Annotated in this window: 15 protein-coding genes; 13 read left to right on the plus strand and 2 right to left on the minus strand. The window is 47.2% G+C overall.

The features are described 5' to 3' along the window. The first annotated feature begins 367 nt into the window (after window positions 1-367). From OXH00_18550 to OXH00_18575, 6 genes are all read left to right on the plus strand, one after another. Window positions 368-1966 (plus strand): long-chain fatty acid--CoA ligase, encoded by a 1599-nt coding sequence (locus OXH00_18550; GenBank protein MCY3743021.1) that lies wholly within the window; start codon window positions 368-370, stop codon window positions 1964-1966. A 40-nt stretch (window positions 1967-2006) separates the two neighbouring features. After that, window positions 2007-3044: an alcohol dehydrogenase catalytic domain-containing protein gene (locus OXH00_18555; GenBank protein ID MCY3743022.1), complete on the plus strand. Its 1038-nt coding sequence runs from the start codon at window positions 2007-2009 to the stop codon at window positions 3042-3044. Between the two features lie 67 nt (window positions 3045-3111). Further along, window positions 3112-3837 (plus strand): phytanoyl-CoA dioxygenase family protein, encoded by a 726-nt coding sequence (locus OXH00_18560; GenBank protein MCY3743023.1) that lies wholly within the window; start codon window positions 3112-3114, stop codon window positions 3835-3837. A gap of 22 nt (window positions 3838-3859) precedes the next feature. Continuing rightward, the gene (locus OXH00_18565; protein ID MCY3743024.1) at window positions 3860-4870 is read left to right on the plus strand and encodes an NADP-dependent oxidoreductase; all 1011 of its coding nucleotides are present in this window, start codon (window positions 3860-3862) and stop codon (window positions 4868-4870) included. 20 nt (window positions 4871-4890) lie between these two features. Further along, complete coding sequence (locus tag OXH00_18570; protein MCY3743025.1) at window positions 4891-5925, plus strand: hypothetical protein; 1035 nt, start codon at window positions 4891-4893, stop codon at window positions 5923-5925. 129 nt (window positions 5926-6054) lie between these two features. Next, the gene (locus OXH00_18575) at window positions 6055-7098 is read left to right on the plus strand and encodes a hypothetical protein (GenBank protein ID MCY3743026.1); all 1044 of its coding nucleotides are present in this window, start codon (window positions 6055-6057) and stop codon (window positions 7096-7098) included. 40 nt (window positions 7099-7138) lie between these two features. Here the strand turns inward: OXH00_18575 and OXH00_18580 are convergent, their stop codons facing one another. Further along, window positions 7139-8083 (minus strand): D-2-hydroxyacid dehydrogenase, encoded by a 945-nt coding sequence (locus tag OXH00_18580; protein ID MCY3743027.1) that lies wholly within the window; start codon window positions 8081-8083, stop codon window positions 7139-7141. A gap of 88 nt (window positions 8084-8171) precedes the next feature. Between OXH00_18580 and OXH00_18585 the strand changes: the two genes are divergently transcribed. The 3 genes from OXH00_18585 (at window position 8172) to OXH00_18595 (ending at window position 13310) form a co-directional block, all read left to right on the plus strand. Then, entirely contained in the window at window positions 8172-8687 is a 516-nt protein-coding gene (locus tag OXH00_18585; GenBank protein MCY3743028.1) for a hypothetical protein, read from the plus strand. Between the two features lie 683 nt (window positions 8688-9370). Beyond that, complete coding sequence (locus OXH00_18590) at window positions 9371-12295, plus strand: sigma-70 family RNA polymerase sigma factor (protein MCY3743029.1); 2925 nt, start codon at window positions 9371-9373, stop codon at window positions 12293-12295. A 730-nt stretch (window positions 12296-13025) separates the two neighbouring features. Further along, window positions 13026-13310: a thermonuclease family protein gene (locus OXH00_18595; protein ID MCY3743030.1), complete on the plus strand. Its 285-nt coding sequence runs from the start codon at window positions 13026-13028 to the stop codon at window positions 13308-13310. Between the two features lie 13 nt (window positions 13311-13323). Here OXH00_18595 and OXH00_18600 read toward each other — a convergent pair whose 3' ends face one another. Beyond that, a complete protein-coding gene (locus OXH00_18600) occupies window positions 13324-13491 on the minus strand; it encodes a hypothetical protein (GenBank protein MCY3743031.1) in 168 nt (55 codons plus the stop codon). A gap of 409 nt (window positions 13492-13900) precedes the next feature. Here OXH00_18600 and OXH00_18605 point away from each other — a divergent pair, with 409 nt between their 5' ends. From OXH00_18605 to OXH00_18620, 4 genes are all read left to right on the plus strand, one after another. Beyond that, window positions 13901-14158, plus strand: coding sequence for a hypothetical protein (locus OXH00_18605; GenBank protein MCY3743032.1), 258 nt, complete (start codon window positions 13901-13903; stop codon window positions 14156-14158). 72 nt (window positions 14159-14230) lie between these two features. Continuing rightward, window positions 14231-15298 (plus strand): hypothetical protein, encoded by a 1068-nt coding sequence (locus tag OXH00_18610; protein MCY3743033.1) that lies wholly within the window; start codon window positions 14231-14233, stop codon window positions 15296-15298. Between the two features lie 2 nt (window positions 15299-15300). After that, window positions 15301-15606 (plus strand): hypothetical protein, encoded by a 306-nt coding sequence (locus OXH00_18615; protein MCY3743034.1) that lies wholly within the window; start codon window positions 15301-15303, stop codon window positions 15604-15606. Between the two features lie 32 nt (window positions 15607-15638). Continuing rightward, on the plus strand, window positions 15639-17636 hold the full coding sequence (locus OXH00_18620; protein ID MCY3743035.1) for a hypothetical protein: 1998 nt from the start codon (window positions 15639-15641) through the stop codon (window positions 17634-17636). Window positions 17637-17939: the final 303 nt, after the last annotated feature.

Here is a 17939-nt window from a genome sequence, read left to right on the forward strand (position 1 = left end):
CCCTGTAAAAAAAATAGAATAAGAAAATCATAACCATTTGTAGCACCAATAGTTGTTTTTATACAGTTGTTTCTACTTACCAATATGCTTTAATTATGCATCACTTCTCTTCTAAAATGCAAATTAAAGTCGGAGAATAACATAGGGAATCACTTTTTTTAACAACAAACTCCGTTTTTATGCTAAAATAGATGAAAGTTGCCATAATTTATGACGCTGACAGGCAGAATTTTTGTATAGGTTCCAATTTTCGTATCCTTGTGTGCATTAAAAAACCATCTTTGGCAGGATTTTCACCCGTTACTGGGGCGAGGAACGGGTAAAAAAACGAAACGAAATCCAATCGTTAGAAAGAACGCTTGGCTTGATGATGAACTACCCATTGACGCTCGCGCAGATTTTAGAACACGCACACCGTATACATAGGGATAAGCAGGTTACCACACTGCTGCCTGATGGGACGCTGCATCGTTACAACTATACTACGTTATACGAGCGCGTGAAGCGATTGGCAAACGCTATCACCCAATTCGGGATTCAGTGCGGAGACAGAGTCGCAACGTATGCTTCCAATACCTATCAACACTTAGAACTCTACTACGCGATTCCATGTATCGGTGCCGTGCTCCACCCGCTCAATATCCGTCTCTCGACTGAACAATTAGCACAAATTGTACACGAGGCAGAAGATAAACTCATCTTTGTTGATAGCGAGTTTAGGGAGCAATTTAGGGCGTTCCAGAATAAGACTGCATGTAAACAAGCTATCTACTTTGACCCAACATCTATGGATGATGATGTACCTTATGAGCGGGTACTCTCCGAAGCCATACCTATATCCTCATGGGATATCCAAGACGAGAACTGGGCGATGGGACTCTGCTACACCAGCGGCACCCAAGGAGAACCGAGAGGCGTTCTCTATACACACCGCTCTATGTTTCTCCACACACTGGCAGCGAACCAAGCCGATGTCTTCGGATTGACAGAGGCAGATGTCGTCTTGCCGATCGTTCCAATGTTCCATGCGATGGCGTGGGGACTGCCTTACGCAAGTATGTTCGCTGGCGCAGATATGGTGCTACCGGGTGCCAAACCACCATGTATAGCCAAACTTATTGCCGAGACAGGTGTCACTGTCGCTGCAGGCGTACCGACGGTCTGGGCAAAGGTGTATCCCGAACTATATAAAAGGAGAAAGGACATCCCCAGATTGCGACGATTGATCGTCGGCGGAGAGGCGATGCCACTGTCCTTGATTGAAGCCTACGAAAAGGAACTTGGCGTTGAGATCTGCCACGCTTGGGGCATGACAGAGATGTCCCCAACTGGAACATTCTCGAAGCTGCGCGGTGCCCATCGGAGTTTGTCAGACGCTGAGAAATGGCGAATTAAAGCAAAGCAGGGACGACCTATACCGGGCGTTGAACTCCGTCTCGCAGCCGAAACATCTAACGGTTTCACGGAACTTCCTTGGGATGGTGAAACAGTCGGAGAACTCCAGGTGCGAAGCCCTTGGACAGCGAATCGCTACTACAAAGTTGAACCAACTGCGGAGCACTTCACAACCGACAAATGGTTACGCACGGGTGATATGGCTACGATTGACGCGGACGGTTACATGCAAATTGTTGACCGAGCGAAGGCACTCATCCGAAGCGGTGGCGAGTCTATTTCAAGTGTTGCCTTGGAAGCTGTCCTGCTGAAACATCCATGCGTGCATGAAGTTGCCGTTGTCGGCATACCTGACGAGAAGTGGGGAGAACGTCCCTTCGCGGCCGTTGTACTCGCAGAACAGACAAACGAGAATATCTCAGATATTCTTAGGCAGCAACTTGCTTCTGAATTCCCTAAGTTCTGGATTCCGGACCAGTTTGTCTTTGTTGACGAAATCCCGAAAACGAGCGTTGGAAAATCCGATAAGCGCGCGATTCTTCGGATGTTCGGACCAACAACAAGCGGGTAACCTGAGATTTCCATATCTCGTACCCCAAAGGAAAATTCGCATGAAAATGAAAGCCGCCATCTATACAGACATTGAACAAATTGCTATTCGTGAGGTTGAACGTAACGAACCGCCTCCGGGCTTTGTACTCGTTGACACCAAACAGACCGGCATCTGTGGTAGCGATCTGCACAGCTATTTCGGACACTGGGGACAATCGCATGAACACGCCGCGGGACACGAAACATGTGGGGTCGTCACGGCTCTCGGCGATGGCGTAACCGAATTTGATATTGGAGACAAAGTCGCTGTGGAATGTTTTTCGCATTGCGGCACCTGCAAGTATTGTGAAACCGGACAGTATAATCTCTGCTTCAATAGAGCCTGGATCTCTCCGAACATGCACGGTGGGTTCGCAGAATACACTGCAACGCATCATTCAGGACTCTTTAAATTACCGCAACGGATGACGTTTGAACAAGGCGCACTCGTTGAACCGCTCGCTGTCTCACACCGTGCCGTCGCGCGTTCGGGTGCCAACTCCAGAGATACAATCGCTATTATCGGTGGTGGCACTATCGGGCAGTTCTGCTTGGCAGATGCAGTTGCCGCAGGTATTAAGGAGACCTTGATTACCGTCAAATACCAACAGCAGGCAGCGTTAGCAAAAGCACTCGGCGCAGATCACATCGTCAACGTCGGCGATACCGATGTTGGGGAATACGTCAAGGATGTCACAAACGGCATCGGTTTTGACGCAGTCATCGAAACGGTGGGCGGCGCGGAGAACTTCAACACCGCAACAACTATCGTTCGGAAACAGGGGGCTGTCGTTCTCGTCGCCGGGTACTATAAACCGCTTGAGGTGAATCTCTCCACCATCGTCTGGTCGGAAGCCTTCATTACAGGTTCTAACTGCTACGGTTATAGTGGAATGGAGACAGACTTTGAGGCGGCGATTGAATTAATAGACGCCGGTAAGGTTGATGCCACGAAATTGGTGACGCACTACTATCCACTTGACGAGATCAGCGAAGCCTTCCGCGTGTCTGCCGATAAAACTTCCGGTGCGATTAAGGTACATGTCTGTCAGGAGTAGCGTTTCGGAATTGGCTGACGAGACTTCAGCATACCCCCTCAAAACAACAAGATGAGGATTTTATACAATGCAAAACGGAAACCATATATTATGTCCTGAAGAGCGGGAGCAGTTTTGGCGGCAGGGTTACCTCGGTCCCTATACACTCTGTAACTCTGAAGAGATGTTCAACATGCAACCAGAAATTGAGAGGGTGCTTGAAACTGATGCGCCTGATCACAAAAACAGGGTGCATAACCGCCACCTCGATTCTCCCTTGATTCACGATCTTGCCACGCACCCCGCTATTGTTAAACGGATGGCATCGTTGTACGGACCAGACCTCCTACTCTGGCGGACAAACTTCTTCGTCAAAGAACCCGGCGCAAAAGAGATTCCGTGGCACCAAGATTTCAACTATTGGCCCCTTGAGCCGCCCATCATAATTTCAGCATGGATTGCTGTCGATTCGGCAACCTTGGAAAACAGCTGCCTCCAGATCGTCCCCGGTTCACACCGCAAAGTGATCCCGCACGTGAAAGCGACATCCGACATGGCATTTAACCAAATGGGTGACCTTGGGTTCGTTGACACAAGCAATGTCGCCAACTTAGAGATGCAGCCCGGCGAATTTGTTCTCTTTAACGAACGCACCTTGCATCACTCGGAGGCGAATCGCTCTGACAAACGGCGTATCGGTTTGGCTGTTCGCGTCATTCTGCCTATTGTTAAAGTTTTCGATTGGGACGCACCTCAACACGAACTCATTGTCATTCATGGTGAAGATCCTGTTCAATTCAATAAGAGAGGTTAATTATTAATAAGGAGTACTATTAATGAATCGTCAAATTACCCTCGCCTCTCGGCCCGCAGGGTACCCGAAGGAGTCAGATTTTAATCTGGTGGAAGTCCCAATTCCGAAACCGGAAGACGATCAAGTATTGGTGAAAACTATCTACCTCTCCGTTGATCCGTACATGCGAGGGCGAATTAATGCCGCAAAATCTTATGCCGCCAACGTCGAAATCGATGAAGTGATGGTGGGTGGTGTTATTGCTCAGGTTATGGAATCAAAGCATCCTAATTTCGGAGTCGGTGATATTGTCAATGCGAATATCGGGTGGCAGGAATACGGGGCCGCTGCGGGTGATGAATTGCGGAAAATTGATCCGACAATCGCGCCCATCTCAACAGGGGCAGGGATTCTCGGTATGCCAGGGTTAACAGCCTACTTCGGTCTGCTTGAGGTTGGACAACTTCAAGCGCGAGAGACCGTGTTTGTCTCTGGTGCCGCAGGGGCAGTTGGTTCCGTCGTCGGACAGATTGCGAAAATTAAAGGATGCCGGGTTGTCGGTTCCGCTGGCACCGATGAGAAAGTCGATTATATCGTCAATGAACTCGGCTTCGATGCGGCTTTTAATTATAAAGAGGTCTCCGATTATCACACAGAACTCCAGACACTCCTGCCTGATGGTATTGATGTCTATTTTGACAACGTCGGCGGCGAGATCACAGATGTCGTCTTCCCCAATTTAAGGATCAAGGGACGTGTCGTTATATGCGGACAAATTTCTCAGTATAATTTAGAAAAACCGGAGACGGGACCCCGTTTCCTCTGGCATATGATTACCAAACGCTCAAGAATCGAAGGTTTCCTCGTCTCTGAATACGCTGACCGGCACGCAGAGGCACTCGTCGAGATGGCAGAATGGTTGCGCCAGGGCAAACTGAAATATCGGGAAACGATCGAAGAAGGAGGCATCGAAAACGCGCCAGCAGCGTTCATTAGCATGCTAAAAGGTGGCAATATTGGGAAACAACTCGTCAGGATTGCTGAGTTAAGTTGAATGCTGCCAAGGATCACCCAATGAACACACGTCACTTAAGGCTACTGTTTTCGCTCATAATTCTACTGGATTTTTGTACGGGTCTGTTCTGTTGGGCAGAAGGTATGATCGTCTACGCCTATCGGGGGACTACCTACATGATGGGCCCGAATGATACCATACCCACGCGCATTACAGAAGAAGGTATCTCTACCCCTTCGCCGGATGGTCGCTTTTTAGCGGCGGTAGACAGCGATCCGGATCGCCGTAATCTTCTCCATATCCGAGACCTCCACACCGGTAAAAAAATTCGTTCCATCATATTGCAAGTCCATTCTTACGTCGATATTTCTTGGTCTCCAGATGGACGCTGGATCGTCTATGCTGGTAATATAGAAAGATTAAGAGCTGGGCGTGAGCTGGGCACCGAAATTTTCCTGATTTCACCCGATGGACGACATAAGCGAAAGTTACGCCATCCCATTGGCGAAAGACCCATAGGTTTTGTCTGGACACCAGATGCGCAATCTGTGTTCTACAATCTCGCTTCAATAGACCGGCGTCAGGAAATCTGGGAGTCGAGAATCAATGGTCAGGAAAATCCGAAGAAACATTTGCTATTCCACGAAGGTGCGGGTTTCTTAAGCCGTTACCCGTTCTATAGTTTCTCGCCAAACGGGAAAAAGATAGCCTATACATCGCTGCATGAAGGCGTATTTGTTGCAGATGCTGAGGGAAAGAACCACCGAAAAGTAACGGATCGCGTTCATGAAAACGTATTTCCGGATGCTGTGGGGGTAGGTATCCAAGTATTCATCAATCACCGCTTGCAGCAGTTCTTTCAGGTAGATTGGTCGCCGAATGGCAAACATCTTGTGTTTTCTGCTGAGACGCTTGCGGGTGATTACGGTCTCTACATCTACTCATTTGCGTCCGAGGAAGCTCGGCGTTTAGTCCTTTTGCGGGATAGCCTCCCTATTTTGCCGCGCTGGGTTGGTGATTCATTGCCAGTGCAGCCGTCAAATAAAATGGCTGTGACGTGGGGGAGCCTCAAACGTAAAACAGAGACTGATTAATTTATTTTTCGTTTCCTATTGGCACAAGAATTGCCGATACAAATAATGTATAGAAAGATGTTTGGTAATTAATCAACGCACCTTAACCTTGGCTGTTAGTGCAGCTATTTTTCAAATGAGGGCTCCCTAATGAACACACATCGCTTGATTTTTCTGTTTTCGGTAATAATTCTTCTATTGGGTATTTGCCCGAGTCTCCTCTGTTGGGCAGAAGGTATGATCGTCTACGCCTATCGGGGGACTACCTACATGATACATCCGAATGATACCGTACCTACACCTACGCGCATTACGGAAGAAGGTATTTCGACACCTTCGCCGGATGGACGCTTTTTGGCAGCGGTAGACCACGACCCTGATCGCCGTAATCTTCTCCATATCCGAGACCTCCACACCGGTAAGAAAATCCGTTCCATCATATTGCAAGTCCACTCTTACGTCGATATTTCTTGGTCTCCGGATGGACGTTGGATCGTCTATGCTGGCAGTCCACAAAGGATAAGAGGCGGACGCGATCTGGACACAGAAATTTTTCTAATCTCGCCGGACGGACGACAGAAACGGAAGTTACCCCACCCCATTGGCGAAAGCCCCATAGGTTTCGTCTGGGCACCAGATGCGCAATCTGTGTTCTACAATCTCGCTTCAACGGACAGGCTTCAGGAGATCTGGGAGTCGAATGTCAATGGGCAGGAGAAACCCAAGAAACATTTGCCGTTCCTTGAACGTGCGGGTTTCTTAAGCCGTTACCCGTTCTATGCATTCTCCCCGGACGGCAAAAAGATTGCCTACACACCGCTTCATGAAGGCGTATTTGTTGCAGATGTTGAAGGGCGGAACCACCGAAAAGTAGTCGAGCACGTGCATGAAGGCATATTTGTTGTGAATGCGAATGGAATAAACCTCCTCGAAGAAATTGCCAATCGCGGCTTGCGGCAGTTCTTTCAAGTGGATTGGTCCCCGAATGGCAAATATCTTGTATTTTCTGTTGATATAGGTTTTGGTAATTATGGGCTCTACATCTATTCGTTTGCGTCCCAGAAAGTTCGGCGTTTAGTACTTTTGGAGGATAGTCTCCCTATTTTGCCGCGCTGGGTTGGTAATTCATTACCAGTACAACCGGTAAATAAAATGGCTGTGACGTGGGGCAGAATCAAAAGTCCAGAGAACTAATCCGATAATGTTATGCCAGCGTGCACAGCCAAATTCGCTGCTAATATCCCTTCTCTTTATCAATCACGCTGAGGAGCGGTTTACCAACGAGCAGCCGTTCTAAGTTGTCACAGAACAGTCCAACCGACCGATCCAAGCGAATTGGCGAGCCACCCGCGACGTGCGGTGTAATAATTACATTCGGCAGATCCCACAACGGACTGTCGGCAAGCAGCGGCTCTTCTGGCGTGACATCCAATCCCGCACCGCCAATGCTTCCTGAAGTGAGTGCCCGGAGCAATGCCGGGCCATCTACAATCTTGCCACGTGTGACGTTGATGAGCAACGCGTGCGATTTCATCTGTTCAAATGCTGTATCGTCGAACATACCGTGCGTCTCCGGTGTCAGCGGCGCGCAGATAGCGACAACATCTGATTCTGAAAGCAGGTCATGGAACCGATCCATTTTCCAGACTTCATGAACAAATGACGGGGCTTCAACCGTTTCCGGATCGACAGCGATGACCCGCATATCAAACCCTTGTGCCCGGCGGGCGACATCAATACCTGTGCCGCCGAGTCCGATGATACCGAGCGTCCGTTCGCTTAATTCCCACGTCGCGAGGCGGATTGACATCCGGTTATCCCAGGTCCGCTCGCGCACCGAGCGTCCGATGCCCCGTAATAATCCGAGGAGTAAAGCCCACGTTTGGTCTGCCAGATGTGGACCAACGAAGCCTTTTGCACTTGTTAGAATAACATCGCTCTTGACAAATTCCGGGAACAGCAAGCCGTCAACACCTGCTGAAAGCACTTGTACCCATTTCAGCCGCTTCGCATTTTCAAAAAGCGAGCGGTTAAACCCACCGAACACGATATCGGCATCCACAATTTCACGCAGTGCCTCTTCTGAATTCTGTGGTTTCACCAGTGAAAGGTCGTCAGAAACGGATTCGATCTGCTGCTGTTGTTCTGGCATAATGTCGGTGTTAATCAAAATTTTCATATTGACATCTCCCGTATATCGTGGTATTCTATATAAACATAACGAGATTCATCCTAAGAACACATTCTCAGAAAAGGAGAATTCTATTGTGATCAGTTTATCTTCTATGCATTCGCGTAATTGGCACGCGCGTGCTGTTTCTATTCCTGTTTTGGCAATTAGTATACTTCTTGCTGCAATCTTCATCGCGAGTTGTGGCGACGAAGGCGACATCACTGAAGATACCACCGGTATGACAGATGTCCTACAACCGACGACAACGCCTGAAACCCAGCCAGAAGAGCCAGCGGTCATTGAGGAACCCGTTGTCGTTGAAGAACCAAAAGTCTCTTTTAAAGACGATATTCAGCCTATCCTTGCCGAAAGATGTGCCATTCCAGGATGCCACGTCGCCGGACATTTTACAGGGTTGGACCTCAGCAAATACGATCCCTTCAAAAAAGGCGGAAATGGCGGTGCTGCCTTTGTCGCCGGTAATGGCGAAGGGAGCCTTGTTGTCAAACGTATTGATGGCGGCGGCATGCCCCCTGGCGGCCCCCCGTTGGACGCAGACCAAATCCAACTCTTCATTGATTGGATTGATGAAGGTGCCGAGAATAACTGAAATTTAGCATAGCATAGCATTTCTATCTTCCTGTGTCAAGACGAAAACAGAGGTATTTAGTTGTCAATTTCCGTCAGTGAAAGTCGCGAGCACAACTCGTTCCTACAAGAAGAACCAGCCAGTGAAAAATCGTAATTATGGCAAACTAAACGCCTCTGATTGTCAGCACCTACACTATCTTTTTAAAAGGCGCATCTGTTATGCGCCTTACACTTTCATCGTCCTAAAATCTTCTCAAAACTGCCTATTTTCTTTAATATCATCAAAATTGCCCAAACCTTGGATTAAATAGGGCATGCCCCAAAAACGCCAATATTCAATAACGCAATTTTTGCATAACACATACAAATTTTGAGTTTCATCCTACAAATTTTGCGTTCCGAGAATAAAAAAAGAAGTATAGACTAATTTTCAGCCGCCCAATGAGACTTTTTTTACGAAAGATAAATTCTGAGATATTTCTTCCTGACACTCAGTGTGCACCTACGTTTTGAGCGGTTAAAATTGGAAAATATAATTAAAATTTCTATACTTTCATCCAAATATCGCACTTTTTTATGGAAATTGGCACGAAATTTGCCATAGTATAATGTAGATTAAGCGTCTTTTTAACATTTTATGCAACCTTTCCGTCTCTTACACGCGTTTTTAAGTTAAAAGGATGCTATTTTGGGGGGATATATATGAAAAATAGTGATTTCGCGTTGATCCGGCGCACCTTAGATGGTGACCAGAACGCATTTACAATACTCGTGAACAAATACCAGAAATGGGTACACACGCTTGTCTGGCGGAAAACAGGTGATTTTCACATTGCTGAGGAGATCACGCAGGATGTCTTTCTGAAAGCCTACAAAAAATTATCGACGTTGAAACCGTCGGATCATTTTACAGGATGGCTCTATGTGATTGCATCGCGTCGGTGTATAGCATGGTTCCCAAAGAAACAGCTCCCGACGACTTCGCTGGACGCAATGCAAGTATCAGAATTAGAGGAATTCTGCTATACCCAATATGAGACAAAACTTGGTGAAAAAACCTCTCTCGAACGCCAGCGCGACATCATCAAACGCCTCCTCCAAAAGTTGCCAGAGAGTGAGCGCACTGTCGTAACGCTCCATTATCTGGCAGAGATGTCTTGTGAAAAAATCAGTGAATTTTTAGGTGTATCACCCAATACCATTAAGAGCCGGCTCCACCGGGCCCGAGCGCGTTTGAAGAAACAAGAACACCTGCTTCATGATGTCTCCGGTATTTTCCAAGTCCCCCCAACACTAACCGAGAACATCATGCGCGAAATCGCACAGATCAAACCGTCCACTCCTTCAGTGGCAAAACCTTGGGTGCCGTGGGGATTCTCGTTCGCAGCGACTTTTCTGATCATTCTGATGATCGGACAAGGCACACATCCGTTATCGCGTTTTCAGCAACCTTATGACTTGGAAGCAACATCGGAGATGACAGTGGAATTGATTGACACATCTATCGTCCGAGAGTTGAAACGCAAATCCGCCGCGCTGACCCGATTCGGAAGAACCGACACACTCGGTAAAAACAGTGAATCCGGATTCCAAACGGAACCACCCTTCACCACAACCGCGCAAGCAGATGGCAATGATCTACCAACAGCAAAACCGCAGTGGATTCAGACACAAGGCCCGGGAGACGTTTCAGAACCAGGGCTTTTTCTCACATCCGATCACACCCTTTACGCCATTGCCCAAACGGGCCTCTACCGACTCACTGAAAAAGCAGACGCGTGGACATTTGTCAACTCCAGCGGTCCGAATCAAGCGTTCGACCCAGTGATGGCGGAACACGGCGATACTCTCTATCTCCTCACACCAGATGAACTTTTAATCTCAACCGATGGCGGTGAGACGTTGGATACGCTCGGGGCGCGCCCCAAAGGCCGTGCCGTTGCATTGATTATCACAGACAACATTCAAGGGAACGACTCAGAAAAGACGGATATGACGATGCATCTCGTCCTTAGGACATCCGTATTTCGTTCTGTGGATGCCGGTAAGGAGTGGATACCCATAGGGGAGGCAATGCGAATTGATAGCACACCGGATGTTGGCAGCCCCAGTTTCCGTATCTGGGACGCAATTGCTGCTGGCAACAGTCTATTTGTCGGCACAAGCCGAGGACTTTTCCGATTCACCGACGCTTGGAAAAAAGTACCGGTGCCGACATCACAAGGTATTAATTCGTTGGCAATTGTCGAGAACAGACTCTACGTCGGAACGAATACCGTTCAGCAGGAGGCATCAAGTCAAAACCCTATACCAGCAGTTTTCTATTCAACCGATTCTGGCGATTCATGGATAGATATTACGCCCAATATCCACAAATTTCTAACTAAGATAATGACCACACTCCAAGTCGTTACACGTGAAAAAATGTTGATGGTAATAAGTCCAAGTGGAATGCTACGCTCTTATGACGGTGGTGAAACGTGGAAAGATCCCGGAAATGATCCGCACGCATTTGCGTTCGGGACCTCTCCTATCGTGGCGTTGGATAAAAATAATTTTTACAAATCTGATACCTCTGGAGTCGTTCGCTCAACGGATGGCGGCATCACGTGGCACTCCTTTACGACTGGATTGGTGAATTCCCATGTTCCAAATCTCGTTACGGTCAAAAATGTTCTCTACGCGCTAACACCTACAGAAATGCTCAAATCCGTAGATGGCGGTGAGTCGTGGGAACCCATCGGTTTGGGTACTGACAGAGGTATTCCACTGAAAGGCGCGAAAATCGTAACAGCCGATGGTGCGCTCTATGCAAGCAGCAGTGCCAGTGATGGTGTTACACTTTCCAGTCTCTCCGATGCTGGTGATGCCTTCCTACCGGTTGAAGATGTCCCAGATTTTGAAGCAGGCACCTTACACACAGAATGGCCGAAAAAACGTAGAGAACCGTGGACAAACAGTGGCAATGTTATGATAGCGGGGAAACAATGGAGACCAGACCAACGCCACACAACTGAAAAATACAGACCGCATGGAGCGTTCACACTCACTAACGATACCGTCTTCATGGAATACAAGCGTAAACTCTTCAGATGGCGGCGTGGTGAAACAGCGTGGCACGACACAGGATTGGAAAATTCTGATCGCTCCTCCTTTCCCGGTAACCCCGCGAGCGGATTCGTACTCGCCGTTTCTGGCAACACAGTCTATGCCGGTAAACAGGACGGAGATCTTTTCCGGTCCACAGACAATGGCGACACCTGGCAGGACATCACTGCGTCTCTCGCCTTTCCGTTTGGATACTTCAAGGACATACGATTCGCGGGCGCAACCATCTACATCTCAACAGATATGGGGGTCATGCGCTCGCGCGGTGGTAAGACATGGCACGTACTTACCGATGTTGATAGGAAGAGGTTCGTCATGGACAGAATTGCAGTCGATGGTATAACGGCTTACGGTGTGTCCAATAGCGGTGTCTATCAGGTGGATCATTATACAAATACATGGAAACCGATTACGCCTGAATTGCCTTACATGGCAACCGCCTTTGCCGCTGTCGGTGATACTTTCTACATAGGGACAAAACAGAACGGTGTACTCCGGTTTCAGCGTGCCAATCAATAGGCACCCTATTTTTAGTGTGCTTTGACCCATTTTCGCCACAGATACGCTGTTTGTAGTCGTTCCTAAATAAACCAAGGCTTCTTGTTTTTTATCGCCCTACTTGGGAGAAACACCCAAACAAAAACACCTACATTTATACCGAGTTTTTATTTTCCAACTCACGTTACGCTAAATCTCCGCGCAGTAAGAGCCCTCTCCTCCCAAAATGAACAGTAGATCTTAAACTGAATACTTCTGTTTGTCTCTTCCTAATACTGCACACCACTCCGTTTATCTCATAAAATTATGCAAAATTTACAGATTTAGATAGGCATAATTTGCCGAGTGCTCAGGATTTGCATAGTCATATTTTGCTGAAATCCGCTAATGGCATAGATTCCGCCTATTGGCATGATAATTGCAAATTTAGCAAATTAATTCCATAGGAGATTGCCTCGCTTAAGCTGATTTAGGAGGCTTGAACACAGAAAACCAACAGTTTACGGCACAAAACTCCGTGAACAATGAACCACCTCATGCAACTCACATCAAAACCGTTTTTGAATAAAAATGATTTATGGAGTCCTCGCTTGGAATCCTAATAAATCTTGAGGTAGAGAAAGAAAAAAATAATTGGTAAATATAGACAACCTACGCCTTCTATTTTTTCCGCAATGGCGGCCCTGGTTGATGATGTGAACTGTTGGCAACATCACACTATAACTCATTTTTAAGAAGAGGTAAAAAAAAAATGAACGAATACTCGGCGTATGTAACAACCGTAATTGACGGTGACACCTTTAAAACCTCCAACCAAACAATCCGTATGGCGAACATAAATGCCCCCGAAAGCGGCACCTTGGCGGCACAAAGATCTACAGCGTATTTGAGATGGCTCATAGACGGAAAACAGGTTAGGATCAAATCAGTGGCTACCGATTTTTATCGGCGCGTAGTCGCACATGTCTGGCGAGAATCCGACGATCTGTACATCAATAAAGAGATGTTTGACAGGGGTTATGTTAATCTGATGTAACTCATAGTCTTGCCTATGTTGAATTGTTATTGAGGTATTTGGAATGTTGTGTGCTAAGTCTATGTGTTTTGAGATTATGCAGAATATGCAGAGCGATATGTGCAGGATTTGCCAAGTATGCAGGATTTACATAGATGTGTTTTCCGGCATCCCTATCGGTATGGGTTTTTCCAATTGGCACGATAATTGCTCCGATACCTGTGTGCGTGTTTTGAATATATGGGGTAAGAAAACTCAAAACGCGATGACGAGGTTCTGTTATCTGTTCATCTCCATCCACCGAGCACTATGCTGCGTCCAGTCAACCGACACCAATATGTACTATACGTCGGCACACCTATAAAACATAACGGACATAATGTAGGAATACTGGTAGTTCGCGGGAAGGTTAGCACGGATAACGGAAGTCCGCCCCCCTTAGCCTCCACGGTTTCACTGCGAAGGAAACTCACTAAGGGCAGCCCTATCTAATGTGTCTACAACTGATTATCTCGAGAAAACATCAAAACTAAACTTAATTTTCCGCTTAGGTGAGGTGGTAAACTTCCAGTTTCACCAGAGTGGATACAACAAAAAGGAATAGAACAACCATGAAAAAATTTTGGATGAACAGCCTCCCACTTCTGGCAGTACTCTTTGTTCTCACTATCGGTTTCACCATGTTCAACAACTTGGATGCGTCTCCATCTGATACGAACGATCCTTGTGCGGATTTGCGGGAAATCTGTCGTCAAGAAGCGGATTATGCTACTGCCACATGCGAAAAATATGGCAGCGACTCCAATTGGTGTAAAGATGCAAGAAAAGACGCAACCAAAGCTTGTAACGCCGCTATGACTGGCTGTTAGTCTTTTTGTATTTAACCTACATTCAGTGTTGCTCTGGACAGGAGCAACACTGGATATATAGGAGTTTAGACAATGAAAATAAGACCTTTTTATAGTATTAGCATTCTCGCCATCGTTCTCGGACTCTGTGCGATCGGATGGCTGGTGTTTCAACCGAAACAGATGGAGCCAGTTGTCACATACAGATCCGTCACACCTGAATCACGCACTGCGGATACCCCACAGTCTGCGGAGGAGAGATATGAAGCAAACCTAAAAGAGAGGGCAGGGCGTGATATAGAATACATGCTTGAGAGCAGGACTGATGATCCCGATATGCAGCAAGCACTGAAAAAAGCCATGCAATCGCCTGAATATCTGGCATATAAGCGAAAACAGGATGCAATCTTTCCTGGGTTTAACCTTGTGCTTTGGTGGGACTTCCTTGAATCGCAAGGTATTAAATCTTCCGCTCGGGAACTACAGGAAAAAAACTTCCGCGAATATTTTCCTACCGGCGATTATGCCGATTATGAACCGATCATGCGAAAAAAACTCGCCGAACTCTTCTTGGAGTTGGACCTCCTCGTAGATGGCACAGATAAGCAAACCGTACGCGAGTATACGCTTGCTGTTCTAAATGAGTTTAGAAGTGATTGGAGTCATAAGATTTGGATGCGTGGATACTTCAATGGATATGACGGTGATGTCGCTTGGGCGGACAATATCCGGCAGAACGCTGCCAACATCCTCACGGAATTAACGCCAGCAGATATTAAGACATCACCATTACTGACCGAATCTGTCTCCACGCAAAACACAACACACATCGTGGAAGCAGTTAGTGATACCGTAACATTCCCTAACATAGATGCTGAAGCGTTACCGGTACTTAAGGACTCAGCGCAGGGGCCACAAACTATCCAGCGAACTGAGTCGGTACTCATAAAACAACACCTCCCGGATACCGCCGGATTCCCAATCGAGACTCAGTTTCAAGATACACTACGTGATCACTTTTCACTCGAACGTTTAAACCGTGCGCTGGAGACATTAAACCGATATGGCTCCAAAGATGGACTTCATCGGCTTAAAGAATCTGATCCCGAAGTCGCTGCACGCCTTGAACGCTTCATTCAACCCGACAAGGAGCGTGATTAATCATGAAAGATACGCATATCTTCTACGGGGTCTGCCTTATCGCTGCCCTTGCAATCGCTGCGGTCGGCATCGGATACGCTACCGATATACTCCCACTGCATAAGCAGAACACCATCACCACAGTAACATCCGACACAACAAATACCCTGCAACCGGACATAGCACCGACGCGGGCATCCGAAAGTATAGCGGCATCGAAAGAGAAGAACTGTGGATGCTGCGCGGAACGCAGGGCGAAGTATCAAGAGATGATCAAAAAACGTCGTGAACGCCGTAAGGCTGCAGCACAGCAAATGGCACCTGAATAACGAAAACGCTAAACTTTTCACAAGAGAACCCTATGGAGATACGAACACTCGGCACTGTTGCCCTCCTTATCATCGTTCTGTTTGGTTCTTTTTTAATCCGTATTCAAAGTTCAACGAATATCCCCGCTGGACAGCTAACGGACCCTGACGGCTATTTTTATCATTGGCAGGCACAACTCATCTCAGAAAACGGGCAGCTTCCGGCACGTGATATGCGGCGCTGGTTACCCCTCGGTAGAGACTTAGGACAGACCCTAAATCTCTATCCATACATCCTCGCCTATACCCACAAAGCACTCTCGCGAGTGTTTCCTAATATCTCGCTTTATCAGGTCGTCTTCTATATGCCCGTTCTCTGTTTTTGTATTGGACTCGGCGCGCTCTATCTTTTTCTCGCGCACACTTTTGACCTACGCGCTGCCGGTATCGTCGGGATATTTTTAGTAACCCTCCCTGCCTGTATTGAACGCAGCTGCGCCGGTGTTGGAGATAGAGACAGTTGGTGCCTTATGCTCGGTCTACTTGCTGTTATAACCTATCTCACATCCTTGAGGGTAGAACGTCCCGCTTCACGCATGCGATGGACACTCGCAAATGGCTTCATCCTATTTCTCGGGGGTATCAGCTGGGAAGGCTTCGGCGTTTTCCTGAGTATTATCCTCTGTGTTGAGATATGGCGATTTATCACATCAGAAACAGAGACAGATCTACGGTATTATCTAATATGGGTCTGTACCTTCGTCCCGACGCTTTATCTCGCGTCTCCTGCTTATCGCAGCGGAGACGGTTTCGCAAAACATCTCTTCGCATTTATGCTGATGCCGCCACTCGCACTTTTAGGCATTCGTGTGCTCCGATACATCCTGATAACAAAGACACCTTGGGCAGAGAAACTCAAACCGCACAGTCGAAGCGTCGCACTCGGTCTAACGCTCGCCAGCATTGTACTCGCGCTCGGATATGTGTTGATACAACGCGGCACTTTTGGCAGCACCACCGTCCCGATGAGCCAAAATGAATTGATGCAAACGGTAGCAGAACTTAAGAACCCTTTTCTTGAATATTGGATGTTCCGCTACGGCAGCATTTTTGTTTTGGGGTACTGCGGTATCGTCATGGCAGTCATCCGTTTTTGGAAAACACGCGGTGTGCTATTGGCTGTACCACTAACATTGTTCACAATCACCACCTTTTATCGCAGCCGACTTGACAGTTTATGGGGCGCAGCTACAGGTAATCTGCTTTTTAGTGCCGCAGTTGTTGCCTGCATCATCGGATTTGTTGTGCTGGCATGGCGACGGCAGCGTACACCTGAAAACGAATTTGCTTATATTGCTTTCGTGCTGTGGTTTCTTTTCTGGTCCGCACTCACCCGTGACGCGAAACGTTACGACTTTTTTATTGGGATGTCTGTCGCTTTTTTCGCCTCAGACCTCATCGGTTTCCTCGCTGATTTCTACGGCAATCAGCTCAAAAAACGCGTCCCACAACGCCTCCTAAAGACCACCATTACCACTGTTATGCTTGGCATCATACTTTTCTGGACGCCTGCTGGTGGACACGCAACTCGCACGCTGCTCGCTGCGACCTATTTCCGACAGGCGATCCCCGGAAATAGCCCAGAAGCACAAACCTTTGATTGGATAAAAAGTAATCTTCCAGACACCGCTGTCGTCGCTGCAAATTGGAGTTTCGGTAGTCTACTCAATGTCTTGTCCAATGTCAAAACCATCGTTGACCAAGATCATTACATACAATACTGGATACACCTCTATAACCAGCATGTCTACTTTGCTGAATCCGAACGCGAGGTTTTAGAGTTCTTGAAAACACATAACGTCACGCATATTATGCTAACGACAGAAAGAGAACCATCTAATACATTTCTGCACGGGCAGTTAAGCAACGCGTTTGTTCCGGTCTATCCGATAGAAAATTTCGCATCGGCAGAGGTTAAGGTATGGAAGATTCACTACACCTCTGACATCCAGTCGCATCCGAAATATGTTGCCACAACGCCGGAAAAATGAACGAACATGATAAACGAGAGTCGATACAATTTCTGGGAGGTCCGCCTGAAAAATTCACAAAAACACCTGCCAAAACCCGAAATTTTCAGATTTTTTGTTGAATTTTGTATTTTATGCAACCTTCCGTCCTGACATACGCGTTATAGTAATATGAAGCCTCTATTTTTATTTTATGAAAAATAGCCCATTAGTGATTAAATGCGATTGATTTTTCGTGGCGATTTCTAATGAGCCAGCGCGGCCACCACAAACACGATAGCAAGCTAACAGTACCTCCAAACAACTGAAGGAGAGAGTGAAAGT

It is taken from the genome of Candidatus Poribacteria bacterium (assembly GCA_026706025.1).
Lineage (GTDB): Bacteria > Poribacteria > WGA-4E > WGA-4E > WGA-3G > WGA-3G.

What these genes read in the sequence shown, in the direction of transcription:
- OXH00_18605 (MCY3743032.1), top strand. Translation starts at nt 13,901, where the DNA reads ATGAAAAAATTTTGGATGAACAGCCTCCCACTTCTGGCAGTACTCTTT.
- OXH00_18575 (MCY3743026.1), top strand. Translation starts at nt 6,055, where the DNA reads ATGAACACACATCGCTTGATTTTTCTGTTTTCGGTAATAATTCTTCTA.
- OXH00_18590 (MCY3743029.1), top strand. Translation starts at nt 9,371, where the DNA reads ATGAAAAATAGTGATTTCGCGTTGATCCGGCGCACCTTAGATGGTGAC.
- OXH00_18560 (MCY3743023.1), top strand. Translation starts at nt 3,112, where the DNA reads ATGCAAAACGGAAACCATATATTATGTCCTGAAGAGCGGGAGCAGTTT.
- OXH00_18595 (MCY3743030.1), top strand. Translation starts at nt 13,026, where the DNA reads ATGAACGAATACTCGGCGTATGTAACAACCGTAATTGACGGTGACACC.
- OXH00_18565 (MCY3743024.1), top strand. Translation starts at nt 3,860, where the DNA reads ATGAATCGTCAAATTACCCTCGCCTCTCGGCCCGCAGGGTACCCGAAG.
- OXH00_18610 (MCY3743033.1), top strand. Translation starts at nt 14,231, where the DNA reads ATGAAAATAAGACCTTTTTATAGTATTAGCATTCTCGCCATCGTTCTC.
- OXH00_18620 (MCY3743035.1), top strand. Translation starts at nt 15,639, where the DNA reads ATGGAGATACGAACACTCGGCACTGTTGCCCTCCTTATCATCGTTCTG.
- OXH00_18550 (MCY3743021.1), top strand. Translation starts at nt 368, where the DNA reads ATGATGAACTACCCATTGACGCTCGCGCAGATTTTAGAACACGCACAC.
- OXH00_18615 (MCY3743034.1), top strand. Translation starts at nt 15,301, where the DNA reads ATGAAAGATACGCATATCTTCTACGGGGTCTGCCTTATCGCTGCCCTT.
- OXH00_18570 (MCY3743025.1), top strand. Translation starts at nt 4,891, where the DNA reads ATGAACACACGTCACTTAAGGCTACTGTTTTCGCTCATAATTCTACTG.
- OXH00_18580 (MCY3743027.1), bottom strand. Translation starts at nt 8,083, where the DNA reads ATGAAAATTTTGATTAACACCGACATTATGCCAGAACAACAGCAGCAG.
- OXH00_18555 (MCY3743022.1), top strand. Translation starts at nt 2,007, where the DNA reads ATGAAAATGAAAGCCGCCATCTATACAGACATTGAACAAATTGCTATT.